The sequence below is a fragment of the Treponema berlinense genome (genome assembly GCF_900167025.1).
Classification (GTDB): Bacteria; Spirochaetota; Spirochaetia; order Treponematales; family Treponemataceae; genus Treponema_D; species Treponema_D berlinense.
In genome coordinates this window covers 1-26,963 of the sequence record NZ_FUXC01000016.1, presented here as the reverse complement: position 1 = coordinate 26,963, position 26,963 = coordinate 1, and the positions used below count along the sequence as shown (strand labels likewise).

Sequence of the window (26,963 nt, the reverse complement as noted above, 5' to 3'; positions counted from 1 at the left end):
GGATCGGAAGGGACGCGGAGCGTGTGTTTTTGCCTGCAAAAATACCGGAGGCTTATGCCGTAGCCCTGGAGAGCCCGGTTTTTGTGCAGCCTTGCGGAACAAAAAGCCACCCGGATTATTTTTCTGCTTTGCTCTGCGTTTTTTATGTTATAATAGAACAATTCGAGGTACACGCTATGAACGAAAATATCGCTAAAAAAAACGAGGCTTTGGCTCAAACTGTTATCAAAGGGCTTGAATCGCGCAATATGACCGGTTTTTATGCCGCTTCAAAAGAAGATGCTCTCAAAACCGCACTCTCGCTGATTCCAGAAAACAGCACAATCGCTATGGGAGGCTGCACTTCCGCAACTGAAATCGGTCTGATTGACGCTCTCAAAAACGGAAAATACAACTACATCGACCGGGCACAAATGGAACCGCGCGCAAGTCTTATGGCGGCTTACGACGCAGACATTTTTTTGGCAAGCGCAAACGCAATGACGAGCGACGGCGAAATAGTGAACATAGACGGAAACGCAAACAGAGTTTCGTGCATAGCTCAAGGTCCAAAAAAAGTTGTTTTTATAGTCGGAATGAACAAAATCTGCGCCGATTTGGACAGCGCAATAAAAAGAGCGCGCAACATAGCAGCTCCGGCAAACGCACAGAGGTTCAACATTGACACCCCATGCAAAAAAACAGGAAAATGTTTCGACTGCAAAAGCCCGGACACAATCTGCTGCCAGTTTTTGATTACAAGATTTTCAAAACACCCTGGCAGAATCAACGTAATTTTGGTAAACGACAATCTGGGATTTTAAAAGGAGGGAGAAGTCTCTCCCTGCGCGTCCACTTTGTTGGCCGCTACCCTCTCTACGGGGGAAAATCCCCCGTAACGCCCCCTATTTTTCTAATTCTTCAAACAGTTTTTTTATTTTTGATTCGCTTTTTTCACCCAAAACGCCGTCTTCGACTCCTGCGGATACATCGACAAGCTCCGGATTGTATTTTTTGCAGACTTCGTGCACATTTTCGGGAGTGATTCCGCCTGCAATCCAAAGATGCGAATTTTCGCCGGCAAAAAAGTTCTGATTTTTAGAATCCTGCAAAAATCTCGCCTCGCCAAAGGCTGAAAGTTTTTCCGAGTTTTTTTCAAGACTGCCTGTTTTTTCGGTCAGGGCAAAATAATGAGGAATATTTTTTAGATAATCCGGCGTATTTTCGTAATCAATTCCGTGAATTTGGATAAAATCCAGTATGCCTTTTTTTACAAGTTCTGCCGCAAAGAAAGATTCCTCGCTTTTTGGATTTGTTATAACTCCAACCTTAAAAGCCTTTACAGACGGAAGAATATTTTGAATTTCCGCAAATTTTTCGCCATAGACATTCCGCCCGAATTCCTTTGCAAAAATAAAACCTACAAAATCCGCTCCAAGAGAATCTGCAAGAACAACGTCTTTTTTGCGCGTAAGTCCGCAGATTTTTACAAAAGGACGTTTTTTTTCGCCCGAATTGTTTTTTAAGGCGAGTTTTTCGGCAAGCTCAATCATTTTTTTGCCGTAAAGATTTTCTTTTGAAAGTCCAAACGCATTCACAAAATCGCAGGCTTTTTCCGGATTGCGCGCGGCAAATTCTCCAAGTAAGATTCCGGAAAATCCCATTGAGCCGATTTTTAAAGCCGCATCGGGCGTTGTAATTCCGCTTTCAAAAATCACATCGCCACCAAGAGTTTTTTTGAGCTGGGCAGGAACAAGAAGATCTATCGAAAAATCTTTTAAGTTGCGCGAATTTACTCCGCAAACAATCGTATTTGGAAAATATTTTTTTACTTCAAGAACTTTTTTTGCATCATCTTCCGTGCGGACTTCGACAAAGGCGCGGATTCCAAGTTCTGCGCATTTTGCCGTCATAGACTTCATTTTTTCTAAAGTTAAAATTCCCGAGATCAAAAGAACTGCATCTGCTCCGCAAAGATATGCAATTTCGATTTCGCGCTCATCAATCAAAAAATCTTTTCTCAAAACGGCAACATCCGGAACAGCGGCGCAAACCTCCATCAAATCGGAAAGACTTCCCTTAAAATAATTTTCTTCGGTCAGACAGCTGATTGCCTTTGCACCGTTCGCGCGATATTTTTTTGCAGTCTCGGCAGGATTTAAATCCGGAGCAATGTCGCCTTTGCTTGGACTTGCCCGCTTTACTTCCAGAATTACCCCACGTTCCGCCATAAAGGGATTTACAGGACGGATGCGTTTTTTGGGAATTTCAAAACCAAAATTGTAGCCTCGGGTGGCAATGTCTTTTTTTCGCTGTTCTACAATCTGTGCAATTACATTTTTCATAATTTTGTTACATTCCTCTGCTCACTTCCACAATCTCGTTAAGCTTTGCAAGAGCCTTTCCAGTATCAATCGATTCGAGCGCCATGTCGTAGCCTTCTTTTAAGTTTTTTGCCTTGCCAGAAAGGTACAAAACCGCTCCTGCGTTCATTCCGACTGCGTAACGGATTGTTTTTCTGCCTTTTCCGTTCAAAACTTCCATTCCGAGCGCCGCGTTTTCTTTTCCATTTCCGCCAGAAAGCTCGTCTTCGTCCGCGTCCGTTATTCCAAATTTTGAAGGTTCAATAACAAAAGACGCTTCGTGTCCGCGCTCGTCGATTAAAAATGCGTGCGTTTTTGCACAAGGAGAAATTTCGTCATAGCCGTCATCGCTTGCAACCGTCATTACACGCTTTGCTCCCAGTTTTTTTGCAGCCCTTGCATAATCCCTTAAAAGCGACTTTGAAAAAACTCCCAAAACTTCATATTCTGCACCGGCAGGATTTAAAAGCGGTCCCAAAATATTCATAATCGTCTTAACGCCCAAAACTTTTCTCACAGGAGCCGCAAAACGCATTGCAGCGTGATAAACCGGCGCCATCAAAAAGCCAAAGTCCGTTTTTTCAACCAGGGCCGCAGTTTTTTCAGGCTCCGCCATAATATTTATTCCAAGATTCTCAAAAAAGTCGGCTGCTCCCGATTTTGAAGAAACAGCGCGGTTTCCGTGTTTTGCAACTGGCTGACCGCAGCTTGCAACAACAATGGCAGAAAGCGAAGAAATATTAAAGCTTCCCTTGCAGTCGCCGCCAGTTCCTACAATTTCTGCCAGACCTTTTTTTTCGCAGACAAACGGAGTCTTTATTTTTAAAAGCGCGCGTGCACAGCCAGTCATTTCGCTCACAGAAACGCCCTTTGCCTGAATGGCAACGAGAATTGCCGCCATAACACGCTCATCCATCGTTCCGTCGGCAACATTTTCCATAAAAAACGAAGCCTGCTCTTCCGTCAAATCTTTTTTTTCAAGAAGCTGATTCAAATAATCCGCAACAGGAAGATTTTCGCGTCTGTAATTTATAAAATTCAAAAAAATGTCCTTGCAGTGTTCACTCGCAATCGATTCCGGATGAAACTGAACTCCTTCTATCGGCAGAGTTTTGTGACGAATTCCCATAATATCGCCGTCTTTTGCACGCGCCGTAACTTCAAAATCAGAACTCAAACTCTTCTCATCGATCACAAGCGAATGATAGCGCGTAAATTTGCAGCTTTTTCCAATCGTGCGGAACAGACCTTTTCCATCAAGCTCAATATCCTGAATAATTCCGTGGCAGACATTTTTTGCATGCACAATTTTTGCGTCAAAAGCTTCTCCAATCGCCTGATGTCCAAGACAAATTCCCAAAATAGGCACTTTTCCGGCAAAATATCTAATGGCTTCAACACTCACTCCAGCCTGAGAAGGGTTTCCAGGCCCCGGAGAAACAACCAGAAAATCCGGCTTCATCTGCGCAAGCTGCAAAACCGGATATTCATCGTTTCTTACAACCCGAATTTCCTGCTTAGTGTACATCTGCAGGCTCTGAACAACGTTAAAAGTAAAACTATCGTAATTATCTATAACCAAAATCATATTTTTCCTCCAAAAAAGCCGGTAAAAAAACAAATTCCAAGCAAGCGAATAATAAAGGAGGGGAAAGTCTTCCCCTGCGCGCCAGCCGCAAACGCGTCTTACGCTACCCTTTCCAGCGGGCTTCAAACGCCAGCCCGCAACGCCCGCTCAGTTCTTGTTTCTACATACAGAAACATACACCTTAAACAATGTTTCTGTCAATAGAAACATTAACGTTTTTTAAACTTTCTTTTCATCAAAAAAATAAAAAAAAGGCTGCTCCTTGCAAAACTTTATTTGCTTTAGGACAGCCAATTTTTCAGATTTTTCAACTTTTTGAGTTTTTAAACAAAACTTATATTAAACCGGATATTCGCCGTTAAAGCAGCCTTTGCAAAAACTGTCGCCGCCCAAAGCCTTTATCATTCCGTCCAGGCTTATAAACGCAAGAGTATCCGCTCCAATTTCCTTGCAAATTTCGTCGACCTCATGCATGCTCGAAATCAGTTCGTTTTTGCTTGGAGTGTCGATTCCCAAATGGCACGGAAATTTTACTGGCGGCGAGCTTACCCTAAAATGAACTTCCTTCGCTCCAGCCCTTCTCAAAATCTGAACAAGACGCCTGCTTGTAGTTCCCCGGACAATAGAATCATCAATCACAACAACTTTTTTTCCGCGCAAATCGCTCGAAATCGCATTCAGCTTTACAAAAACCATATTTTCGCGTTCCTTTTGCGTCGGTGCAATAAAGGTGCGTCCAATATATTTATTTTTGACAATTCCCGTCACATAAGGAATTCCGCTCGCTTTTGAATATCCCATCGCAGCGCCAATTCCGCTGTCTGGAACTCCAACAACAACATCAGCCTCGACAAAACTTTCCAGAGCAAGAGCCTGTCCCATTCTGTACCGCGCTTCCTGAACAGGAATTCCGTCAATAACGCTGTCCGGCCTTGAAAAATAAACATACTCAAAAACGCAGGTTTGCTTACGGTTTTTTACATCAATTGACGAAGAATGAATTCCGTCTTTATTGATAATAATAATTTCTCCAGGCTTAATGTCGCGGATAAGCTCTCCATTCACCGAATCAATCGCGCAGCTTTCGCTTGCAAGAATATATCCGCCCGGCTTACCGTCAACTTCCGGCAATTTTCCAAGGCACAAAGGACGAATTCCGTTCGGATCGCGGACCCCGATTAAAGAATCCTGGGTCAAAATGCACAAGGCATACGAACCTTTTATAAGCTGCATCGTTCCGTGAATCGCATTTTCGATTCCTTTTTTGTACGAACGCGCAATCAATTTTAAAATAACTTCAGTGTCGCTTGTCGAATTAAAAGTGCTTCCCGAATCTTCAAGCATTTCGCGCAAAGGTTCATAGTTTACGAGCTGACCGTTGTGGGCCAAGGCAATCGAACCGAGCTTAAAACTGTTCAACATCGGCTGAGCATTTTCAATCGTCCGTCCGCCTGCCGTTGCATAGCGCACATGGCCAATCGCAATTCTTCCCTTCAATTCTTCAAAATCTTCTTTATGAAAAACGTCGCCGACAAGTCCCATTTCTTTTTTTAATTTTAAGGTCTGACCGTCGCTGACAACAATTCCTGCGCTTTCCTGCCCACGATGCTGCAAACTTACAAGCGCAAAATACGCCATCGAAGAAGCAGTCGAGTCACTTTCGAGATTTTCCGGCCTGAATATTCCACAGACACCACATTCATCTTTTAATCCCATTTTAAAACTCCAGTTTTTACAGGCGGCTTTTGTTTCGCATTGCTGCACAAAACCGGGTGCTTCAGGGTTCCGGCTTTCGCCTCCAATATTTTTGCTCTGGTTTCGCAAAGCTCAACCGCCGCAAAAACATCGCTTTCGCGCCCTTCCGCCCCCTGCCGCATTTTCTTACGCAGTAACTTTCTTAAAAGCGCTCATCACAGCGTCTTCGTAAATTTCTCCGGATTCTTCCGCCAGCCGGATTTCCGTCATCATTCGCAAATAGTCGTTTGGAATAATTTTCTTGAACTTCGGAATATAATTTTCCCACTCTTCAAGAATTTCTTTCGCTTTTTTAGAGGCAGTTTCTTCGTAATGCTGTTCAATCAAATCTTTTAAAATTTCACAATCAGTTTTATTTCTGGCAACAGTTGTCTCGTCGTCCAGGTCGTACATTGTTACCATTTCTTTGTTCAGCCGTTTGTAAAGGTCGTGTTTTTCATCAAGAATATAGGCAACTCCGCCCGACATTCCTGCGCAAAGATTTTTTCCTGTTTTTCCGAGAATCACTGCCATTCCTCCGGTCATATATTCAAGACCGTGGTCGCCGCAGCCTTCAGAAACGACGGTTGCCCCGGAATTCCGCACGCAAAACCTTTCTCCGGCAACTCCGTTTATAAAACCTTTTCCGCTCGTTGCTCCAAAAAATGCGACATTTCCGACAATAACGTTTTCGTCCGCCTCGCCCTCAAAATCTTCCGACGGCTGCACGACAATTTTTCCGCCGCTAAGGCCTTTTCCGACAGCATCGTTCGCATCTCCGGAAAGGCGCAAAGTCAGTCCTTTTGGAATAAACGCTCCAAACGACTGTCCGGCTCCGCCAGTAAAATGCACGACATACTTGTCTTCTTCCAGAGAATTTCCGTACTTTTCCTGAATTACAGAACCCAAAATAGTTCCTGCAGTTCTGTCCGTGCACTGAACATCGTATTTGAGGGTCGTAAGCCGCGAATTGTCCATTACCGGCAGAAGTCTGAGCGCATCGATACTAAATTCAAGAGATTCTTTTTCATCCTTGAGTTTTCCGTTTTCAAAATGCGTTTTCCAGGTATCGTCCGTTGGAGCAAGAATCCGGCCTATGTCCAGAAGATTCGCCCTGCTAAATCCCTGTTTTTTCTTAAGCTTAAGCAAATCCGTTCTTCCGACAAGTTCTTCAACTGAACGGATTCCGAGTTTTGCCATAATTTCGCGAATTTCCTGGGCAACATAGCGCATAAAGTTTTCGACATATTCAGGTTTTCCAGGAAACTTTGCACGGAGTTTTTCGTTCTGAGTTGCAACTCCAAACGGACAAGTGTCGAGATTGCAGACTCTGAGCATTTTACAGCCCATTACAATCAGAGGCGCAGTCGCAAAACCAAATTCTTCCGCGCCCAAAATTGCAGCAATTGCAACATCGCGGCCGTCCATAAGTTTTCCGTCAGTTTCGAGCCGTACAAGACCGCGCAAATTGTTCTGAATCAAAGTCTGATGAGTTTCCGCAAGTCCCATTTCCCACGGAAGACCTGCATGGTGAATAGAACTTATCGGAGCCGCTCCAGTTCCACCGTCATGACCGGAAATCAAAATTATCTGAGCGCCGGCCTTTGCAACACCAGCCGCAATAGTTCCAACTCCGGCCTCGCTTACAAGTTTTACAGAAATATCAGCTTTTCTGTTCGCGTTTTTTAAGTCGTAAATAAGCTGAGCCAAATCTTCAATCGAATAAATATCGTGATGAGGAGGCGGCGAAATCAAAGAAACTCCAGGAGTTGCGTAGCGGGTACGGGCAATCCACGGATAAACTTTTTTGCCCGGCAAGTGTCCGCCTTCTCCTGGTTTTGCGCCCTGGGCGCATTTAATCTGGATTTCTTTTGCAGAAAGCAAATATTCTTCAGTAACGCCAAAACGTCCGGAAGCAACCTGCTTTATTGCCGAAGAATATTCAGTTCCAAAACGGTCAGGATTTTCTCCTCCCTCACCGGAATTTGATTTTCCGTGCAGGCGGTTCATTGCAGCGGCAAGGCATTTATGAGCTTCTTCCGAGATTGAACCGTAACTCATAGCTCCAGTCTTAAAGCGTTTTACAATTTCCTCAACGCTTTCAACTTCGCTTATGTCAACCGGCACTGCATTTTCAAAATCAAACTGAACCAAAGCGCGCAAAGTGTGAGGATGGGAACTGTCATCGACCATTGCCGAATAAGCCTTAAATTTTTCATAATCGCCAGACTGGCAGCTTTCCTGCAAAACTTTTATCAGCTGAGGCGTAATCAAGTGGTCCTCGCAAGTTTCGCCAGCCTTGTATTTGTGTTCGCCGAGCATATCAAGCTTCATAAGGCGGTTGTTTACAGTCAGCAGGTCTTCAAGTTTTTCTTCGTAAGCAGAAGAATGACGGTAATTTATGTCCTCTTCGATTTCTTTTAAACCGATTCCGCCAATTCGGCTTACAGTGTTTGTAAAATATTTTTCGGTAAGCTCTTTAGAAATACCGACTGCCTCAAAAATTTGAGCCGACTGGTACGACTGCAAGGTCGAAATTCCCATTTTTGCGGCAATTTTTACAATTCCGTTCATAATCGCCTTGTTGTAGTCGTCAATCGCAGTATGATAATCCTTGTCCAAAAGTTTTTTATCAATAAGTTCAGAAATACATTCATGAGCAAGATAAGGATTTATAGCCCGGGCGCCGTAACCAAGGCACATTGCCGCCTGATGCACATCGCGGATCTCGCCAGATTCCAAAATTACAGAACAAAGAGTCCGCCTTTTTGTACGGATTAAATGCTGCTCAACCGCGCTAACTGCCAGCAAAGACGGAATTGCGGCATGGCTTTCGTCAACACCGCGGTCGCTCAAAATCACAATGTTAAAACCTTCGCTGTAAACTTTATCAATTTGCCCGCAAAGATTTTCAACCGCTTTCTCAAGGATTTTTCCGTCCGCAAGGTGACTTTCAACGTCTTTTGGAAAATCATAAAGCAGACTTACCTTTGTAGCACGCAAACCTTTTTGATTGAGCGCGCTGATTTTTAAAAGGTCAACTCCTGTCAAAATCGGGTTGTTTATTTCGAGAACATGGCAATTTTTTCCAGCAGGATGAAGAATGTCTCCGTCAGACCCAACATAAACCGTCGTGTCCGTCACAATTTTTTCGCGCAAAGAGTCAATCGGCGGATTTGTAACCTGAGCAAAAAGCTGCTTAAAATAATTGAACAGCGGCGGATGTTTTTCCGACATAACGGCAAGCGGAGTGTCAATTCCCATAGCGCCAGTCGGTTCTACACCATTTTTTGCCATTGGAAGAATCATTTCATTCACATCTTCCAGACACCAGCCAAAAGCCTTGTAAAGCTTGTCGCGCTCATCTTGAGAACTCACAGGAATTTTCTTGTTCGGAATCTTAAGGGAATGAAGAGGTATAAGATTTTGACTAAGCCATTCGCCGTACGGAAATTTAGAAGCATACAAATCTTTAATTTCGTCATTGGAAATCAGACGTTTTTTCTTCATATCAACAAGAAGAATTTTTCCAGGTTCAAGGCGGCTCTTAGTCACGATATTGCTTTCCGGAATATTCAAAACACCGACTTCCGAAGAAAGAATCAGCATATCATCCTTTGTAATATAATACCGGCTCGGGCGCAGACCGTTTCTGTCAAGAGTTGCGCCAAAAATCTCACCGTCGCTAAACAAAATTGCGGCAGGTCCGTCCCAAGGCTCCATCATCGTAGCCCAATAATGATAAAAATCCTTGCGTTCCTGGCTCAGCGAATTGTCATGCTTCCACGCCTGAGGAATACACATCAAGACCGCCTGCGGAAACTCCATTCCGTTCATTACATAATACTCAAGCGTATTGTCGAGCATTGCGGAATCCGAACCGCTCAGGTCAATTTCGCCGTTACGGGCAAGCATGCGGTCTGCATTTCCGCGGATTGTGTTGATTTCGCCGTTGTGCGCAATAAATCTGTTAGGATGAGCACGCTGCCAGCTCGGATTAGTATTTGTCGAAAAACGCGAATGAACAATTCCCACAGCCGAAACATAATCGTCAGACAGAAGATCTCTGTAAAAAGTCCTCAACTGCTGAACCAAAAACATTCCCTTATAAACAATCGTCCTGCTCGAAAGCGAGCAAATGTACGTTTTTGCAGGTTTTGAATCATTTTTTTCAAACGAACGCCTCAAACCGTACAAAAGCTTGTCAAAATCAAGCCCTTTTTTACACTCGGCAGGCTTTTCTACAAATCCCTGAATAATCGTCGGCATACACTCAAGGGCTTTTTCGCCCAAAACGTCGCTCAAAACAGGAACCTTTCTCCAGCCCAGAAATTTCAGTCCAAAAGCCGAGCATTCCGCTTCAAAACGCGACTGTTCCGCTTCAACTTCAACCTTGTCCTGAGGAAAGAAAAACTGTCCGATTCCGTATTCACCTTCATTGCCAAGCACAATTCCAGTCTCGCCGGCAGTTTTCTTAAAAAAATCATGGCAAATCTGAAGCAAAATTCCAACACCGTCGCCTGTTTTTCCAGAAGCGTCCTTTCCAGCCCTGTGTTCAAGTTTTTCGACAATAGAAAGCGCCCGGTCAACAACTTTCCGGCTTTTTATTCCCTCAATGCTAACAACAGCGCCAATTCCACAGTTATCGTGTTCAAAAGAAGGTTCATAAAGTGTATTCATCTAATATTCTCCAGAATAAATTTTCCAAATTTTCGGGCGTCCCGGCACTGCGTGCCGTCGGGCTTTCCGGGGTTCCGCGACCAAGCCGCTCCATTGCTAAACGCAACGGCTCCGCCGCCCCTCCAATCCCTGACGCAAGCGCATTAAAAAATCAGTACGCCTTGTCATGAACTCCGGCAATTGCGCGTCCGCTAGGTTCGTCCATGTTTTTCCATGCTTCGTCCCATTCAAGAGCCTTTGCTGTCGAACAGGCAACTCCAGCTTCATGCGGAACAACTTTTGCAGCGCTGTCGCTCGGGAAAAGTTTGCTGTAAATTTCGCGGTAATAGTATTCTTCCTTTGTCTTAGGCGTATTAACCGGAAAACGGTTCTCGCGGCGTTCAAATTCAGCATCGCTTATCTTTTCTTCTGTCAGTTTTTTAAGAGTATCAATCCAGTTATAGCCAACACCGTCAGAAAACTGTTCCTTCTGCCGCCAGCAAATTTCTGCAGGAAGCATATCTTCAAAAGCCTTTCGCAAAATCCATTTTTCCATCCGCTGTTTTCCGTCCAAAAGGCGGATATTCATTTTGTCAGCCGGGTTTAAGCGCATTGCAATGTCGATAAATTCCTTGTCCAAAAACGGAACACGTCCTTCAACGCCCCAGGCCATAAGCGATTTATTCGCGCGCAAACAGTCGTAAAGGTGCAGCTTGCTCATTTTTCGCACAAGCTCTTCATGAAACTCTTTGGCATCCGGCGCCTTATGGAAATACAAGTATCCTCCAAAAAGCTCATCGCTTCCTTCGCCGCTCAAAACCATTTTTATTCCCATAGCCTTTATTGCGCGGGCAAGCAGGTACATTGGAGTCGAAGCGCGGACAGTCGTAATGTCATAAGTCTCGATGTGGTAAATTACATCTTCCAAAGCGTCCAGAGCTTCCTGAATCGTAAAGTGAATTTCATGATGAATCGTTCCAATGTAATCAGCCGCTTTTTTTGCAGCAATCAAATCCGGAGAACCTTCAAGCCCAATTGCAAAAGAATGCAACTGCGGCCACCAGGCTTCTTCCTTCGAGCCAGTTTCTATGCGTTTTTTTGAATATTTTTGAGTAATTGCGGCAATAATCGACGAATCCAAACCGCCGGAAAGCAAAACTCCATAAGGAACATCGGACATAAGCTGTTTTTTTACAGCGGCCTCAAGACCGTTGCGCAAATTTTCAATAATTGCAGGATTTATAACCTCGCCTTTTTCGTTCGTAGCCTTAGGATTATCTTTTACGTTGTCAAAGCTTTCCCAGTCGCGTTTATACCAGCGCACAATTTTTTTGTCTGGCGAATACAGGTAGCAACCGTTCGGAAATTCTTCGATTGTCTGGCATTCGCCTTCCAAAGCCTTAAGTTCGGACGCAACAAAGTATCTTCCCTGCTTGTCCCAGCCCTGATACAAAGGAATTACGCCAATTTCGTCACGAGAAACCAGATAAACGTCCTTTTCAGAATCATAAAGCGCAAAAGCAAAAATTCCCGAAAGTCTTTCTATCATCTCAGAAAAATTTTTTCCGTTTGCGACACATTCCTTGTAAAGAGGGATTATAACTTCGCAGTCCGACATTGTTTTAAAATTATATTTTCCCTTGAATTCTTCGCGAATTTCTTGATGGTTGTAAATTTCGCCGTTTACAGCAAGAATAATTTTTCCGTCATCGCTTACAAGCGGCTGTTTTCCAGAAAAAGGGTCTACAATCGCAAGTCTTTCGTGGCTCAAAATCGCATTGTCCCCAGTGTAAACGCCAGTCCAATCCGGACCACGATGCCGAATCGTTCTCGACATATCAAGAACCTGTTTTCTAAGCTGTTCCTTAAGACCTTCGTCAATCGGCTGCGAGCCGGAATTTAAATCAAATGCACCTACAAATCCACACATAGACACCTCCAGGAAAAAGCCGCCTTTTCAAAAAAATGGCTTTTTATTTTTCTGGTTTAAAATAAAAAAGACCGTAGACATTTTTCTAAAAACTAGAAAATTATCTACGGCCTCTTTGCCTTAGCGGTTTTATATTACAAAATTGAATATTTTTTGGCAAGTGCACAAAATTTTAATGAAGTTTTTAATTATTCTCACTGTCAAAACAGCAAAACTGTTTCATCAAATCCACAATCTCCGTTGTTTCTTTGACGGTTTTTTGGTTCAATTTTACTTCGCTCAAAGCTTTTTCAACATTTTTGCCCATTTGAGGAGCAATTCCTGTCGTATGGCGGACATATTCCGCGCTTAAAGACGGATCATCGCGTTCTATAAGCACCACAGTCGAATCATCTTCTTCCAAAAAATCACGGCGTTTTTTAATCGCAGCATACGCCCCAGAAGTGTTTTTGTCCGCAAAAATTGAATATTTCATAAAAAGCTCGCGGCAGGCTTCGTCGGCTTCAAAATCGCTTACATCTGCAGGATAAACAAAATTTTTGAGCATGAGGCTGTTGCGGCTAAAAATATCTTCAAGCCGTTCAAGATTGGAAGGGCTTGCAGGATCTGAGCGGGAACGCTTTTCAAAAGGAACCATATCGTCAGGCACAGAACAAAGCCCTGCAGGATCGAGCGCAAGACTTGCAGTTGTCGGGCAGATAAATCCGTTTACCGGCAAACTCAATCGCCAGCTGTAAAGGCCTGCAACAAGGTTGCTGTAATTTCCGCACGGCATTGCATAATAAATGTCAGAATAAACTTCTTTTTTTAAACGGGTAAAAGCGTACGGATAAAAAAACAGCTGAGGCATAAGACGGCCGATATTTGCTGTGTTTGCAACAGTAAGATGAAATTTTTCAACCAGCTGTCTGTCGTCGAAAATCTCCCTTACAATCTTGTGGCAGTCGGCTTCGGTTCCGTCAACTTCAACAGGAAGAATATTGCCTCCATTCCAGACAAAATCGCCTTCTTCAAGACCGCGGACCCTGCCCTTTGGATAAACCAAAACCGCTTTTACATGCTTTTTTCCGCGCAAAAACTGAGCAAGACTTGCTCCAAGCTCGCCGACAGTCGCATCTAGAAAAGTCGAAAAACCGCCGTTCAAAGCGTGGATTGTTTCGACACAGTTTACAAGAAACGAAATTCCAAAGTCCTTATGGCTTCCAGTCGGAGTATTGTAAAGCTTTAGCGAATAAAACCTTTCGTCTAATTTTTTAACTTCCGGCGTAAAAGTAAACGCTTTTGAGGCAATCGTTTCGCAAATAATCGGAGAAAATTCGTCATTTATGCAGGCAGAAGTCAAAGTTCCTGCAATATTTGCAAACGAAGTGTTAGAATCCGCATATAAAATCCACCGTCTTAAATCCGCCGTAATTTCAGGAACATAAAGTCCACCGTCAGAAGGCAGACAGTCCAATACAGCTTTTTCAAAATCGGCAGAATTTTTTGAATTTCTAGTGCTGACAAATTTCATTTTTTCTCCCAAAAAATTACAAATGTGGCAAGGATTGTATGGGCGGCAAAGCCGTTGCCGGTTGCTTGCAACCGGTAATGCAGGCGAAAGCCGGAACCCAGAAAAGCCTGATTTTTGCGCAGCAAAAAGCCACCCAAAAAACGCTACTTTAACTGAAGTTTTGCAAAAACCCTTGCTGTATTCACAATATAGCGCAAATCGCCGGCAGTATCAGTATCGTTATAACGCGTAAATTTCCCAAAAAGTTCGTCGCGAACGCCAATCCTCACCTTCTTTGAAACTGGAACTTCTACGCTTGCAGACAAAAGCCCGATAAATTCCCAGCCCGTGCTGCAAAAACTCTGAAGCTGATTTTTAAAGTCGTACATTGCGTAACCTCTAAAATCAAGACCGCAGGCAAATCCGTTTTCCGTCGCATATTTTAATTTTAAGACAGATTCAAAACCTACAGTTTCGTTGTATCCGCAAGAAACACCGTCCGGCTCAGGAATAACCTTGCGCTGATAATAATAAAAATCTGTGTTTCCGAGCAAAATTCCTGCAAGCATTGCCTGCCACTCAAAAGCCCTGTCCTCGCCGTTAAAACGCTGCTTAAACGCAAATCCCGGAGCAAGCGAAGAAAAAACGTACAGCGACTGCCAGTCAAAATCGTAGAGCATTACGGCGCCGACAGAAGTATCGACATTTTGGCCTAAGTCCAGCTCGCGCGCAAAGAACATTCCGTCCGAAAGAATGCGGATGTCGTAGAACAATTTTTCGTCAACATCCTCGTAAGCGCAGTATGAGCCTTTTCCAGAACCTTTTCCGATTCCGCCTTGAACTTCCAGCGTAAACTGGTCATAAGGACGGTTAGAATCGTGGCGGTACGGATCATTGTACTCAACCTTAAACTCAACCATTCCAAAAAGCGGAAATGTCTCGTGCTCAGGATATTCATATTTTTTGTCTTTAAGGTGAACTCCAGCATTTACGTTTCCAATATCAACACCGAGCGACAAACTGTGAATGTGTCCTCCAGTTCTTTTAGGCTTGATTCCCCAAAGATATTCAGTCCAAAGCAGCTGAGGGTTTATCGCAATTTTAAAAAGCGAATTGATTTCTTCCGCCTCAATGCTCAGACGGTAGAACATTTCACCGACAGCAAACGAACCGACGCTCGTAAAAACCATGTCGTTTTTTGACGGTGCGTTTGTCTCACAAAGATATTCCCAAGTATAAGAACCAAGAGCAGTAATCAAAAACGACTCAAGCTGGTTCAAATTTGAACCGCGGGAAGCCATATAATACATAGAACCCTGATAAGGATGCAGAAAAAAGTTTGTCCAGTACCAGTCGCGGTCCCAGGACATCTCCCTCTCCCAAAAGTGATTCCATTCGTCCCAGCCTGTTTTTGCCCAGTTTGAACCAATCATATAACGGTTCCAGGTTGCAAGCAGAACGTTAAATCCGAGCGCGCCGGTCAAGGCAACAAAAGGATGCTTTCTTTCATTCCATTCACCACTCCAGCCGCCAAAAAACGGAGTTTCCTCATCGCTCAAGGCAGAAGCGCTAAAAACAATTTCTCCATCATAAACCGCATTTTCCGCATTTTGAGCCGGCAAAAGAGAAGCCATAACAAAAAAAAGACAGGCTCCAAAAACAAATTTTGAACTTTTCATACAAAATCCTTACAAATTATATTGATTTTAAGTTTAGCAAAAATTAAATAAAAGTTAAATTTAGATTTTTTATTTTGGACGGCATTTTAGAAAAAAAAGTGCATCCGCCTGTTTTGAACGTTTATCAACTCAAAAACCGGCTGCTCTGGCTTCGCTTTCGCTCATTGCCTTCGGCAACTCCGGCCGCCGCATCCGGCGTACATTGGCTTGTTTTTTTATAAAAAAGATGTTGTGTTTACAAAAAAAATTGCCCGACAAGTCGGGCAATTTTTGGGCCATCCAAGACTTGAACTTGGGTAAGACCCGGCTTATAAGGCCGGCGCTACAACCAGCTTAGCTAATGGCCCTGGTTGTAGAGGCTTATGACCTGATACTTTTTTGAGTATATCAAAAAACAGTGGTTGCCGTCAATTAAGCAAGACTAAAACTCACAAAAATTTACCAGAAGAGTTTTTCGTCGTCGATTTCCCTGTCGGAATAAATTCCCTTTATGCAGACTTTTTCTGCCAAATCTTTGTATTCGCTCCAGCTGTCCTTTATTTTTAAAAGAGCCGTAACAAAAAGCCGGCAAACACTGTATGCTCCGTCGCAGCGCAAATGGCTGTCGTCGCTTTTACCGTCAGGATAGTTTTCAAAAATCCCAGCGTCAAAATTCATAAAAAAACGGCGGCTTTTTTCTTTTCCGCATTTTTCAAAATATTCTGTCGAAAGGGCCGTAAGGTCAATGCAGGGAATTTTTAATTCGGCGGCAGTTTCCAAAACCGCATTCGGATAAAGTCCGTGGCTGTTTTCTATTTTATTTTCAGAAACAAATTTTCGTCTTGTCACAGGCGTCAAAAAAACAGGCTTTACACCTTTTTTTTCAAGTTCTTTTGCCATAAAACTCAAATTTTTTCTAAATTCGCCGCCTTTTTCTGGAGAAGCATAGCGTTCCGGATCGTTTGATTTTTCGTCATTATGCGCAAACTGAATTAAAGCAAAATCGCCTGGCTGCGCCTGCTCCAAAACTTTTTTAAACCGGCCTTCGGCAATAAAACTCTTTGAACTTCTTCCGTTGCGCGCAAAATTCAAAATCTGAGTTCCGCTTTCAAAAAATCTGTCCAACAACTGAACCCAGCCTGTCTGAGGGTAAGAAGTCCAGTCGTTGTACTGCATTATGCTGTCGCCTAAACACAAAATCCGCATATTATTCTACCGTAACACTCTTTGCAAGATTGCGAGGCATATCAGGATTAAGACCTTTTTGAACAGCACAGTAATAAGCAAAAAGCTGGGCTGGAATTACAGAAATTATCGAAGCCAAATCGTTTTCACATTCTGGAATCTGGATTGTCGTATCAGCACAGTTTTTAAAAGCTCCGCTGCAATCCTGAGTAATTACAAGAGTTGCGGCTCCACGGGCTTTTACCTCGAGAATATTAGATGCAATTTTCTCGTAAAGAGCAGGTTCTGTCGCAAGCGCAACAACCAAAGTAGAATTATCAACAAGAGCAATCGGACCGTGCTTTAGTTCTCCGGCGGCAAATGCTTCGCTGTGCATGTAGCTTACTTCTTTTAATTTGAGCGCGCATTCCATTGAAGAAGCGCTGTCGAACAGACGTCCAATATAAAATATTTTTGCTTTATTGAACTGTTCAGACGCAAATTTCTGGATTACCGGCTGATTTTCTACAATCCGCTTTGCTTTTTCAGGAATTTCTTCAAGCTGTTTTAAAAGCCTTAAATAATCGTCTTTTGCAATCGTTCCCCGGACTTCGCCCATTTTGATTGCAAGCAGGTAAAGGCACATCAACTGAGTCGTATACGCTTTTGTCGAAGCAACTGCGATTTCCGGGCCTGCCCATGTGTAGATAATACGGTCTGCTTCGCGGCTTACGCTCGAACCGACAGTGTTTGTAATTGCAATAACTTTTGCGCCGCATTTTTTAGCAATTCTCAAAGCCTCGAGAGTGTCGGCTGTTTCGCCGGACTGGCTTATTACAATAAAAATATCATCCTTTTTTAAAATCGGGTTTCTGTAGCGGAATTCCGAAGCCGCGTCCACAACAACAGGAATTCTTGCAAATTTTTCAAAAGCGTAGCGGCCAACCATTCCAGCATAAGAAGCGGTTCCGCAGGCAGTTATTACAATTCTTCCGGCATTTTTCCAGTTTTCGTCAAAATCGAATTCATCGAATTTAATATCTACAGGAACATTATTCTCGATTACAAGGCGCGGACGCAAAGTATCAGTCAGGGCTTTTGGCTGCTCGTGAATTTCTTTAAGCATAAAGTGAGCATAACCGTCTTTTTTTGCAGCAGACAAATCCCATTCAACATGAGAAGGTTTTCTTATGATTTTTTCGCCGTCTTCGTTGAATAAATCAACATGGTCTGCGTAAAGAACAGCAACTTCTTTTTGCTCAAGATAATGAACTTCGCGTGTGTATTCAAGAATCGCAGGAACGTCGCTCGCAATAAAATTTTCACCGTTGCCAACACCGACAATCAGAGGACAATCTTTTCGCGCGGCAATAACTCTGTCAGGAAAATCCTTGCACACAACGCCGAGCGCATAACTTCCTTCAAGTTTTTTAAGAGCCTGCAAAACTGCATAAAAAATGTCTTTTTTCTGTTCGTAATAATAATTTATAAGATGTGCGACAACTTCCGTGTCTGTCTGGCTTTTAAACACAACGCCCTGACTCTGAAGCCAGTTCTTGATTTTTGCATAATTTTCGATAATTCCATTATGGACTACGGCAATTGTTCCGCTTACGTTTGTGTGCGGATGAGCGTTTATATCGCTTGGTTCTCCGTGGGTTGCCCAGCGAGTGTGTCCAATTCCGATATTGCCTTTTACAAAATCAGCAGTTTTTTCAATTTGCCGCTCATATTCGGCTTCGGCTTTTTCACATTCTTCCTTCGACAGGTTTTTAGAATCTTTTACAACCTCGCCAGTAATTTTTTCAACAAGATACTTGATTGCGCCTTTTGCCTTTCGTACGATTATGCCATCGTTTCCCAAAACAGCAATTCCAGCAGAATCGTATCCGCGGTACTCAAGTTTTTTTAAAGCATTTATAAGAATCGGAGTTGCGTTTTTTTCTCCAACATAACCGACAATTCCACACATAACAGTCCCCCATAAAAAAACCGCTATAAAAATAGCGATTCAATAATATCGAAAATAAGCAATTTAAACAATGGAATCCAATGCTTTTACAACTGTTTCATCATACAAATTCGTCTTTGAAAGCAATTCTGCGATAGCGGTTTCCTTGTCTTTTATCTGACGGTAATTGCGCCGGCTTATGAGGGAATTGTAACTTTCCACAACGTGAATTATTTTTGCAATCTGAGGAATTTCATCTCCCTTTAAGCCGTTTGGATAACCTGAACCGTCTTCATTTTCGTGATGGCTTCTGGCAGCATCTTCAAAAATCTGCATATATTTTTTTGGAACAAAGTCAAAATATTCAGCAGAATTCGAAACGTGGGTTTTAAGCTCATCTTTCTGCTCTTCGGTCAAATTTGCGCCAGACAAAACTTCTTCTGAAACAGACAAAAATCCTGCATCGTAAACCATAGACGCGCAAAAATAAACCATCGACGTATTTTGATTCAAGCCGAGAGCAATAGAAAGCTTGTAAACCAATTCGCTTACGTTCTTTGAATTGTTTTTTCGGCGGCTCACGCTGTCAATTTTTGAACCGAGTTCTTCGCACTTTATAGCAAGAATTTTCAATTCTTCCTTGTCTTCTTCGCTCATTTCTGGAGCCGGAAGCGCATCAACTCCCCAACGGCTGCTTCCTGCAGAACGAAGTCCAGGACCTCCAAGCCTCTGCAAATCCGTAACATTTCCGAGAAGCAGCTGGCTGTTTTGCTGTGTCATTCCCTGAACAAGCTTTAAAGTCTCAGTAAACTGCATTGACTGGCGGGCGCTCGCCTTTGCAGCGGCACGAATTGCAAGAATTACGACTATAAATACAAAAACAAGGACAACGCAGATGATCAGAACGGCAATTAAAACCATATGGTTTGATTTTGCGCTTTGTTTCGAAGCTTCGGACATATTTTCGCCAAGTTCTACGATTGAATTCATTACAGATTCCTGGCTTTTCTGCATTGCGTCCATAAAGGAAGCCTGGCTTTTTCCCTGTTCTTCGAGCTGATTTTGATACATTTTAAACTGCTCTTCACGTTCAGCTTTTTGTGCGGCTTCTTTTTTTGCCTGAAGTTCCGCTTCCTGCTGGGCATAAATCGCCTTTACTTTTTGCTGGATTGCGCTGTCTGCAATTACAGGATATTTTTCAAGATTTGCAGTCACATCGCCAAATTTCGAATAATCCCCCGACGATTTTATGCCGTCCAATACTTTTGAATATATCTGTGTCGCAATAAGAGTTGCGTTCGCCGGAATCCCGGAAGATTCATTCAATTTTAGAACCGCATTTATTGTTTTATAAGCATCGTTGTACTGGGCATTTTCGTACTGAGTATTTGCCCTTTCAAGATAACGTTTTGTAAGTTCAGCTGTTCCCGACTGGGCAAAAACCGAAACTGCTGTAAAAATCAACGCAACAAATGAACAAACTTTTTTAATTTTTAACATTTCCTACTCCAATCGAAATAATTCCTTTTGCACGGTTATCGATTCCTTCATCCTTTATAAAAAGCGTATCAACAAGTCCGAGTTTTAAGCCGATTCTTGTTCTTTCGTTTTCTGTAAGCGGGAGCATTACAGAAAAACCTGCTTCCATACTGGATTTTAAATCATCGTACGCAAAATGACCTAAATAATAGTCATAATACATATCAATTGCGGTCGAACCGAGCATCATATTAAAAAGACCAAGTCCAAAAACCGGGGAGAAAAATGTTTCTACAGAACCTGTCTCGACATCAGTCTGGGCGCCAAGCCCTTGAACAACCGCACCAACGCGAAGGAAGAAATTTTTGTTAAGCGACGGGAAAGAAATCATCGGGACAAATTTTCCTGTGCTGATTATTTCCTGCTCTCCAGTTCCGAGAGTAAGCATTTCAAAATCTGCAAAAATTTCACCGCCGGCAATATACTCTTCTGTCTTATAGAAAAGATTTGCTCCAAAAGAAAGTCCGTATTTTAAACTTGTATAGCTGTCAGGTTTTGTTACGCTTTGGAAAAGCACATCGGCAACTCCGATACTTACGTTCCAGTCAATCGAAGAAAAAGCCTTTTCCTGATTTATGTAAATTGAAGTTCCAGACGCCGTATTTACGCTGGAATAAGAGTCAGACTTTGCAATTTTTGCTTTTGTGCGCTCATTCAAAACGGCAAGTCTTTCGGCTTCCATACGAAGGCGGTTTTCTTCTGCACGGCGAGCCGCTTCTTCGCTCAAAATTGCGCGGTCAATATACGAATATAAGTCAACGGCATCAAAATTTTCGAGATTATTGTCAATTACGGCAAGAGTTGCATCGCGAGCAAACTCAAGATTATCTTCAACAACATATTGTCTTGCCTTTTTTAAAGTGTAAGCCTCGTAAAGGTAATAGTCTTTTGAAGATGAATATATTTCAAGAACTTTTGAAATATTTTCCGGCGACTGTTCAACAAATGCTAAATCAATCTGAGCATAAACAGAATCAAGCGATTCCTGCGAAAATAAAAATTCTGATCCAAAAATAAAAATGCCGGCAAAAGCACAAATTTTGAATATTTTTTTTACAGATTTTTCCATGTAAAAATCCTCTCTGATAGATTATTCAATTTTAACACTCAGATTGCATTAGCGTCAAATAACAGGTCGGTTTTAACCGCATCCGCCCAGACAATTTTATCAAAATCCGCCGCATCTGCCTGCAAAAAATCATTTTCCGACACAAAAATGGCTAAAAATCGAACCCAAAACATCGTCCGGCGTAACTTCGCCAGTTACTTCGCCAAGACTGTCCAAAGAATCTTCCAGATCCTGAACCACAGCGTCAAGACCGTAAGTTTCGTCCTTTGCAATTTCCAGGGCATGTTCAACCCGTTCAAGAGCCTGCTCCACGCTCTTTTTCTGCCGTTCCGAACCAAGTCCAATTTTTTCGCTTTTTACAGTCGAATCATTCAGAATCGTCTTTTTTACAAGACTCGTAAGCTCGCCAATTCCAATTCCTTTTTTTGCAGAAATTTTTACAGAATCTTTTATTCCTTCATAAGCCAAAAATTCTTCAAAAGATTTTTCATTTTCGCCTGCCAAATCCATTTTATTGAATACGACAATAACCGGAATATTTTTGTTTTTTTCTAAAAATTTTTTATCGTCGTCCAGAACGCCTTTTGAAGAATCCACAAGATAAAGAACTAAATCCGCATTCGAAGCCAAATCTTCGGTCAGTTCTACGCCTTTTGCTTCTATTATATCATCTGTTTTTCTAAGTCCGGCAGTATCAAAAAGCCTTGCAGGAATTCCGTCAAAACTTACCCAGCTTTCAATCCAGTCGCGGGTTGTGCCTTCAATGTCGCTTACGATTGAACGGTCTTCTTTTAAAAGCGCGTTAAAAAGCGAAGATTTTCCGGCGTTTGTTTTTCCAGCCAGAACAATTTTTGCTCCGTCCTGATAAATTTTTTCGCTTTTCCAGGAAGAAGCAAGTTCGCAAAGACGCTCGCGGGCATTTTCGAGCATTTTCGGGTCAAAACTGTCGGCAATAGTTTCTTCGTCTTCCGGATATTCAATATCAACTTCGATAGCAGCAAGGGTGTCCGTAACAAGAGTTTTTATTGAATCGATTTCTTCAAAAAGAGAACCGCTCAGTCTTCCGGCAGCATGAGAGCGGCTGTCGCTGGTTTTAGAATCAATTATTTCGCGGACAGCTTCTGCTTTTGTAAGATCCGACTTGCCGTTTATATAAGCCCTAAAAGTAAATTCGCCTTTTTCTGCCTGACGAAAACCATTTTTTACGAGAGTTTCAAAAACTGCATTTACGACAGAAACTCCGCCATGACAGGAAATTTCGCACATATCTTCGCCAGTAAAACTTTTTGGAGCGCGAAAAACCGAAATCAAAACTTCGTCAATTTTTTCTGCATTTTCTCCCTCAGATTTTGTATTTTTGTCCAAAATCCAGCCGTAGACAATTGAATTTCCACCGGCTTCTTTTAAGGCCTTTGGTCTTGAGAAAATTTCTGCAATTTTTTCGATACAGTTTTTTCCGCTTGCACGGACAATGCCGAGAGCAGCAGGAGCAAGAGCTGTCGCAATTGCCGCAACCGGTTCATCTAAGTTATATCTCGCGTTTGTCAATTTCGTATGCCTGCCAGAGTTTTTTTATGTCGCCAATCGAAGGAAAGCCGCCGCTTTTTTTCCCTTCTTTTCCTGCAAGTTCATTTTTTCCGCTGTCCAGAGTAAATTCGCTTACAGCCTTGCTTTGCAATTTTTCCATATTCTCAAAAGTTTCTATATTTTCTGGATAAAGCAGATTTTTGTTTCCAAGAGCCGGTTTTCGGTATTCTTTTGAGGCCTCGGTTGCAGTTCCGTTATAAGCAGAATTTCCGACATCCGGCAAAATATCATCGTAGCGGCCAATATTGTTCCAGTACATGTATCCACGGTCAACACTGTCGCGCACGCCAAAAATCTGTTTTTGAACGTATTCCTGACCATACCACTGACGGTCATACCGCACATTCAGATAAAAAGCCTGAACCCACGGTCTGATAATAATTCTGTTTCTGCCGATTACAGTATTTCTGTAAGTTCCATAATAATAGATTCTGTAAGGCCGTTCAGAATAAGGAGCGTAATCCAAAAAGTTCTGCTCAAAATGGCTCGGATAGAACATTGGACAGATTATATCCACATATTCCGAAAGCTGCTCAACGTCCTGTCCAGTTCTAGTTCCTGAACGGTACCAGCCGTTTGCGCCGTAAATATCAATTCCAATCGGAGCGTCAATGTTTTTTCTGGCATAAGCAAGGTAAGAAAGAAGGGCCGATTCCTTGTCCATGCCTTTTTCCTTCCAGCGGAAAACCGCATTTGCCATATTGCGTCCGTCTGTCGGAAAACGGATGTAGTCAAATTGAATTTCATCAAATCCGCCGGCAATAAGTTCGCGCGCAATCCGCACATTGTAATCCCAAACTTCAGGAGAATACGGATCGACCCAATTTTCGTCGTAATATGCCGTTTTTTGATCAATAACATTTCCGTCTTCGTCGGTTATATCTTCAAAACCACGGGTTCCAACCCACGCCTTGTTTAATGTTTTGTCCCAAACCGCATATTTTCCGCCTGCGTACTGACTTAAATTCTTGTCCTTAAAAACTACAATTCGCGCAATCAGATAAATTCCGTCTTTTTTCATTTCTGAGACAAAATGCTCTAAATCTATATGGTATCTTGAAATATAACCTTTTTCGATTACAACAGGATCTTTCGCATCGTAACGCAAAAGTCCATAGTCATCTTTCATGTCGATTACAAGACTGTCGAGTTTATTGTCGAGGATAATTTTTTTGTATTTGTCGATTCCAGCCTGAGATGTCACATGGTTTACCGGACAGTAAATCGAGCGCCGGTTCAACGCTTTCTGCGCATACTGGTTTGTGCAAAGCTCAGGTTTTAAAAGCCAGAGTTCGCTCAAAGAAATTCCTTCGGAAAGATTTTTTTCGTCAGGAATCCATGCCGAATAAAGAGTGTCGTTCGGTGCAATCGCAGAAAATGTTTTTTTCCACGTATAATAACTCTGAGGAATAGAACCAAGTCCTTGGTTTTGCGGAGAATACGAAGCCACTTCGCCCGGACGAGTATACAAAAGTTCATTTCCGTCCCAAAAAAGACCGTCAATCGTGTCAGCAGGCTCTTTTCCGCTGTAAAGCATTTCCGCACGTTTAGTCTGCCAATTGAATCTATAAATTCTCGGCAAAAATGTCTGGCTCGCATAAATCTCAGTAGACGAAGTTCCGTCAGGATTTTTTACAACAACCGGACAAATATCAGCGATTTCGTCAGGATAAGACTGCCCCTTCATATTGTCAAAACCGCCATTGCAATCTTTCCAGACAGGTTTTGCGCTCTGCGGCTGAATATACGAAAAACCAAAAATCGGATGAGATTCAAAAACCGTAAGAACGCCGCCAACCGTACAAACCGCAACAGCCTTAATTCCAGAAGTTGCGCTGCTCATCGACCCAAGGCTTTTCCAGTTTAATCCGCCGTCATAAGTTATATAAACGCGGTCTTTCGTTGCAGTCACGAGAATCTTAGGATTTTCCGGATGAACTTCCAAATCCTTTAGCTGCGCAGGCCTGTCCACAAAAGAAACCTGATCCAAATTCACTTCCTTCATTTTTAAAAACGGAAGTCCATTGTTGCGATATTCAAAATTCTGCAAATCAGAAGAAGTCAAAATTCCACGGCTTGTCAAAAAATACCAGCGCGGACCGTTTTTTTCAGCATTATTTTTTAAAAGGTCAGAATCCGCATTTTGTTCCGCCAAAGCAGTTTTTCCCGGCAAATCATTTTGTTCCGCCAAATTCTGTTCAGTTTGACGCGTACGGATAATTTTTAAAACCTTTCCTTCGTTCCAAAGAGGAATCGCCGTTTTAGTCGAAGTAATTCTGTAAAGACCGCTCGCAGCACCAGCAATCACGCCGCCAGCCTTCGCAGTTTCGACAGTCTGAGCCGAACTTTCCGGCAATTTGTAAATATCTTTAGACGATTGAGAAGAAGCCACACACGACGAAAATAAAATAATAGAACTAATCAGTAATGAATATACGCGCATATCTTGAGTATCGGCAAAAAAACTTAAAAGTTGAATTTAGAATTTTTTGGGCGTCCCCCGCTTCGCGGGTCGCTACGACCGCAGTTCCGGCATTCGCCTACATTCCTGAGTACTTCGCACTCAGGAACGCTTCGCGCTGCTATCATCGCTGACGCACAAATTTTTTGGACAAACATTCCGATTAACAATAAAATTTATTCAGTCAAATTATTCAAACTGCCCGAATTTTATTTTTGCGGCCAATTCCCGCGCAAGCTCATCTTTCTGCTTTTTAGAAAGAGCCACTTCGCGGCTCAAGCCGGCAAGAGGCGCATTTGTCGCGGCAACCCAATAACGAACGTCGTCTGCCTGGCGGTCAGGAGTTCTGCACTGGGCAAAAACCGGAGCCAGTCCGGTCGCACGGCTCAAATCTTCCTGTCCAGAATCCGAATTAAGATATTCTATTAAAAGCGTGTTCAGCCTGTTTTTTTTCTGCGGAACCGCATAAATTATTTCCGCCGTAAAACTGCGCTCGCCTGGAGCCTTTTCAGACGGAAAGTAAATCGTGGAAAAACGTTCAATTGTGCGGTTTTCGACAGTTCTATGCTGGCTGAGCGGCATAAAAACCATTGTGGCAAGTCTTGCCTGCAAAAACGCATTGACATCTTTTTGAGAAAGATTAAAAACATCGCGGTTTAAAAGTCCGGCATTGTACCATTTTGAAAGCTGTTTTGCAGAAGCATAGAGAGGCGCATTGTAACTTCCGCACAACTGCTCAGCAACTTCCGAAACCTTCCATTTTTTGTTTTTTGCATGTTCAATAATTTCAACCGCTTTTTTGTATTCTGCAACACCGTCAAAAGCCTCGGTCAAAGCGCCCAAAAAGTCGAGCATTAAATCAGAATCTTTTCCAGCAAAAATAACCGGATAATCAAGTTTCTTTTTCTGAATTTTCAGGAATCTTTCAATATCGCTCCAGGTTGCAATCGCATTCATTCCAGAGGTTCTAAAAGAAGAAGTATTTATTGAAATTTCAAAATTTCCAGTAAGCAAAGGAAGCGCGCTCACAGTTCCAGGATTTTCTCCCCTGATTGCAGACATTTTTATAGAAGAAGTCATTTTTTGCAAGGAATTTTCAGAAACAGCCGCTTTTTTAGAAGCCTCCTCTGCCGCCGTTTTTACAGAATTTCCGCTGACAGTAAAAAGCAAATCCGGCTTTTTTCCAAGAAAAAAGTGACTTTCGAGAGTTTTTGAAGGATCAAGGGTTTTAAATTCAAACTTCTGTCCGGCTTTTTTGTTCCAGTTTTCGATAACGCTGCAAATTGATTTTTGAACAGTCGGATCAATTCCATAAAAGCCAATCACCGGTTTTGAAAAAAGATTTACTGCACAAAAAATGCAAATTCCAGCAAAAACAACAGCAAAGCCTGCAAAAATTACAGCCACTTTATACTTTTTTAAAATTTCAGAAACTTTTTTCATTTTTAACCCCTGCCCAATTTTGTTATCAGACAAAATATTAAATTTCAATATTCTATCTGATAAGTCCATAAAACAATATATTTAAAATTCGACAAAAATTAAAGTCTGATTAACCTGTTTTTCAAATTCCCAAAAAAGCAAGCTCAAAAAAATTTAAATAACAAAAAAATAAATGCCGATACAATAAGGAGATACTTGTCTTTATAAGCATTTACCCTTAAAATCTGAAAAAAAGTAGAGATAATGGAGATTTTTCATGGAAAAAAGTGTTTTTAATCTAGGAAAAGGGAAAGAACCTCTCAAAGTAATACGGGGGGGGGTATTTGCAATTATGCTGTGCGCCCTC

The 26,963-nt window shown here is 42.4% G+C and carries 17 protein-coding genes and 1 tRNA gene; 1 reads left to right on the top strand and 17 read right to left on the bottom strand.

From position 1 onward, the window contains the following. Positions 1–803: lactate utilization protein (locus tag B5D47_RS10595; protein WP_234970048.1), on the top strand; the 803-nt coding region annotated here is incomplete at its 5' end. A gap of 81 nt (positions 804–884) precedes the next feature. Here B5D47_RS10595 and trpF read toward each other — a convergent pair. The 17 genes from trpF to B5D47_RS10520 form a co-directional block, all read right to left on the bottom strand. Continuing rightward, positions 885–2,324, bottom strand: a complete 1,440-nt coding sequence (gene trpF, locus B5D47_RS10590) for a bifunctional indole-3-glycerol phosphate synthase/phosphoribosylanthranilate isomerase (protein WP_234970033.1) — start codon at positions 2,322–2,324, stop codon at positions 885–887. Positions 2,325–2,331: 7 nt separating this feature from the next. Further along, on the bottom strand, positions 2,332–3,930 hold the full coding sequence (locus tag B5D47_RS10585; protein WP_078931816.1) for a bifunctional anthranilate synthase component II/anthranilate phosphoribosyltransferase: 1,599 nt from the start codon (positions 3,928–3,930) through the stop codon (positions 2,332–2,334). Between the two features lie 339 nt (positions 3,931–4,269). After that, positions 4,270–5,646, bottom strand: coding sequence for an amidophosphoribosyltransferase (gene purF, locus B5D47_RS10580; RefSeq protein ID WP_078931814.1), 1,377 nt, complete (start codon positions 5,644–5,646; stop codon positions 4,270–4,272). Beyond that, positions 5,637–5,807 (bottom strand): hypothetical protein, encoded by a 171-nt coding sequence (locus B5D47_RS11475; protein WP_159443532.1) that lies wholly within the window; start codon positions 5,805–5,807, stop codon positions 5,637–5,639. Before B5D47_RS11475 ends, purF begins: the two co-directional genes overlap by 10 nt. Before the next feature lie 4 nt (positions 5,808–5,811). Continuing rightward, entirely contained in the window at positions 5,812–10,344 is a 4,533-nt protein-coding gene (gene gltB / locus B5D47_RS10575; RefSeq protein WP_078931813.1) for a glutamate synthase large subunit, read from the bottom strand. A 151-nt stretch (positions 10,345–10,495) separates the two neighbouring features. After that, positions 10,496–12,253 carry an asparagine synthase B gene (gene asnB / locus B5D47_RS10570; RefSeq protein ID WP_078931812.1) on the bottom strand — a complete coding sequence of 586 codons (1,758 nt, stop codon included), beginning with the start codon at positions 12,251–12,253 and terminating at the stop codon, positions 10,496–10,498. Positions 12,254–12,437: 184 nt separating this feature from the next. After that, positions 12,438–13,766 carry a pyridoxal-phosphate dependent enzyme gene (locus B5D47_RS10565; protein ID WP_078931811.1) on the bottom strand — a complete coding sequence of 443 codons (1,329 nt, stop codon included), beginning with the start codon at positions 13,764–13,766 and terminating at the stop codon, positions 12,438–12,440. After that, on the bottom strand, positions 13,763–13,903 hold the full coding sequence (locus B5D47_RS11725) for a hypothetical protein (protein WP_234970031.1): 141 nt from the start codon (positions 13,901–13,903) through the stop codon (positions 13,763–13,765). Before B5D47_RS11725 ends, B5D47_RS10565 begins: the two co-directional genes overlap by 4 nt. A 6-nt stretch (positions 13,904–13,909) precedes the next feature. Continuing rightward, positions 13,910–15,424 carry a DUF3943 domain-containing protein gene (locus B5D47_RS10560; protein ID WP_078931810.1) on the bottom strand — a complete coding sequence of 505 codons (1,515 nt, stop codon included), beginning with the start codon at positions 15,422–15,424 and terminating at the stop codon, positions 13,910–13,912. 271 nt (positions 15,425–15,695) lie between these two features. Then, positions 15,696–15,771 (bottom strand) — tRNA-Ile (locus B5D47_RS10555). 91 nt (positions 15,772–15,862) lie between these two features. Beyond that, positions 15,863–16,609 (bottom strand): rhamnogalacturonan acetylesterase, encoded by a 747-nt coding sequence (locus tag B5D47_RS10550; RefSeq protein WP_078931809.1) that lies wholly within the window; start codon positions 16,607–16,609, stop codon positions 15,863–15,865. A gap of 1 nt (position 16,610) precedes the next feature. Beyond that, entirely contained in the window at positions 16,611–18,539 is a 1,929-nt protein-coding gene (gene glmS, locus B5D47_RS10545; RefSeq protein ID WP_078931808.1) for a glutamine--fructose-6-phosphate transaminase (isomerizing), read from the bottom strand. 63 nt (positions 18,540–18,602) lie between these two features. Beyond that, entirely contained in the window at positions 18,603–20,018 is a 1,416-nt protein-coding gene (locus tag B5D47_RS10540) for an HD-GYP domain-containing protein (RefSeq protein WP_078931807.1), read from the bottom strand. Beyond that, a complete protein-coding gene (locus tag B5D47_RS10535) occupies positions 20,005–21,126 on the bottom strand; it encodes a hypothetical protein (RefSeq protein ID WP_078931806.1) in 1,122 nt (373 codons plus the stop codon). Before B5D47_RS10535 ends, B5D47_RS10540 begins: the two co-directional genes overlap by 14 nt. 129 nt (positions 21,127–21,255) lie before the next feature. Further along, positions 21,256–22,674 carry a tRNA uridine-5-carboxymethylaminomethyl(34) synthesis GTPase MnmE gene (gene mnmE / locus B5D47_RS10530; RefSeq protein ID WP_078931805.1) on the bottom strand — a complete coding sequence of 473 codons (1,419 nt, stop codon included), beginning with the start codon at positions 22,672–22,674 and terminating at the stop codon, positions 21,256–21,258. Continuing rightward, a complete protein-coding gene (locus B5D47_RS10525) occupies positions 22,655–25,156 on the bottom strand; it encodes a putative glycoside hydrolase (protein ID WP_078931804.1) in 2,502 nt (833 codons plus the stop codon). Before B5D47_RS10525 ends, mnmE begins: the two co-directional genes overlap by 20 nt. Positions 25,157–25,363: 207 nt before the next feature. Further along, complete coding sequence (locus B5D47_RS10520) at positions 25,364–26,617, bottom strand: hypothetical protein (protein WP_078931803.1); 1,254 nt, start codon at positions 26,615–26,617, stop codon at positions 25,364–25,366. Positions 26,618–26,963 lie beyond the last annotated feature (346 nt).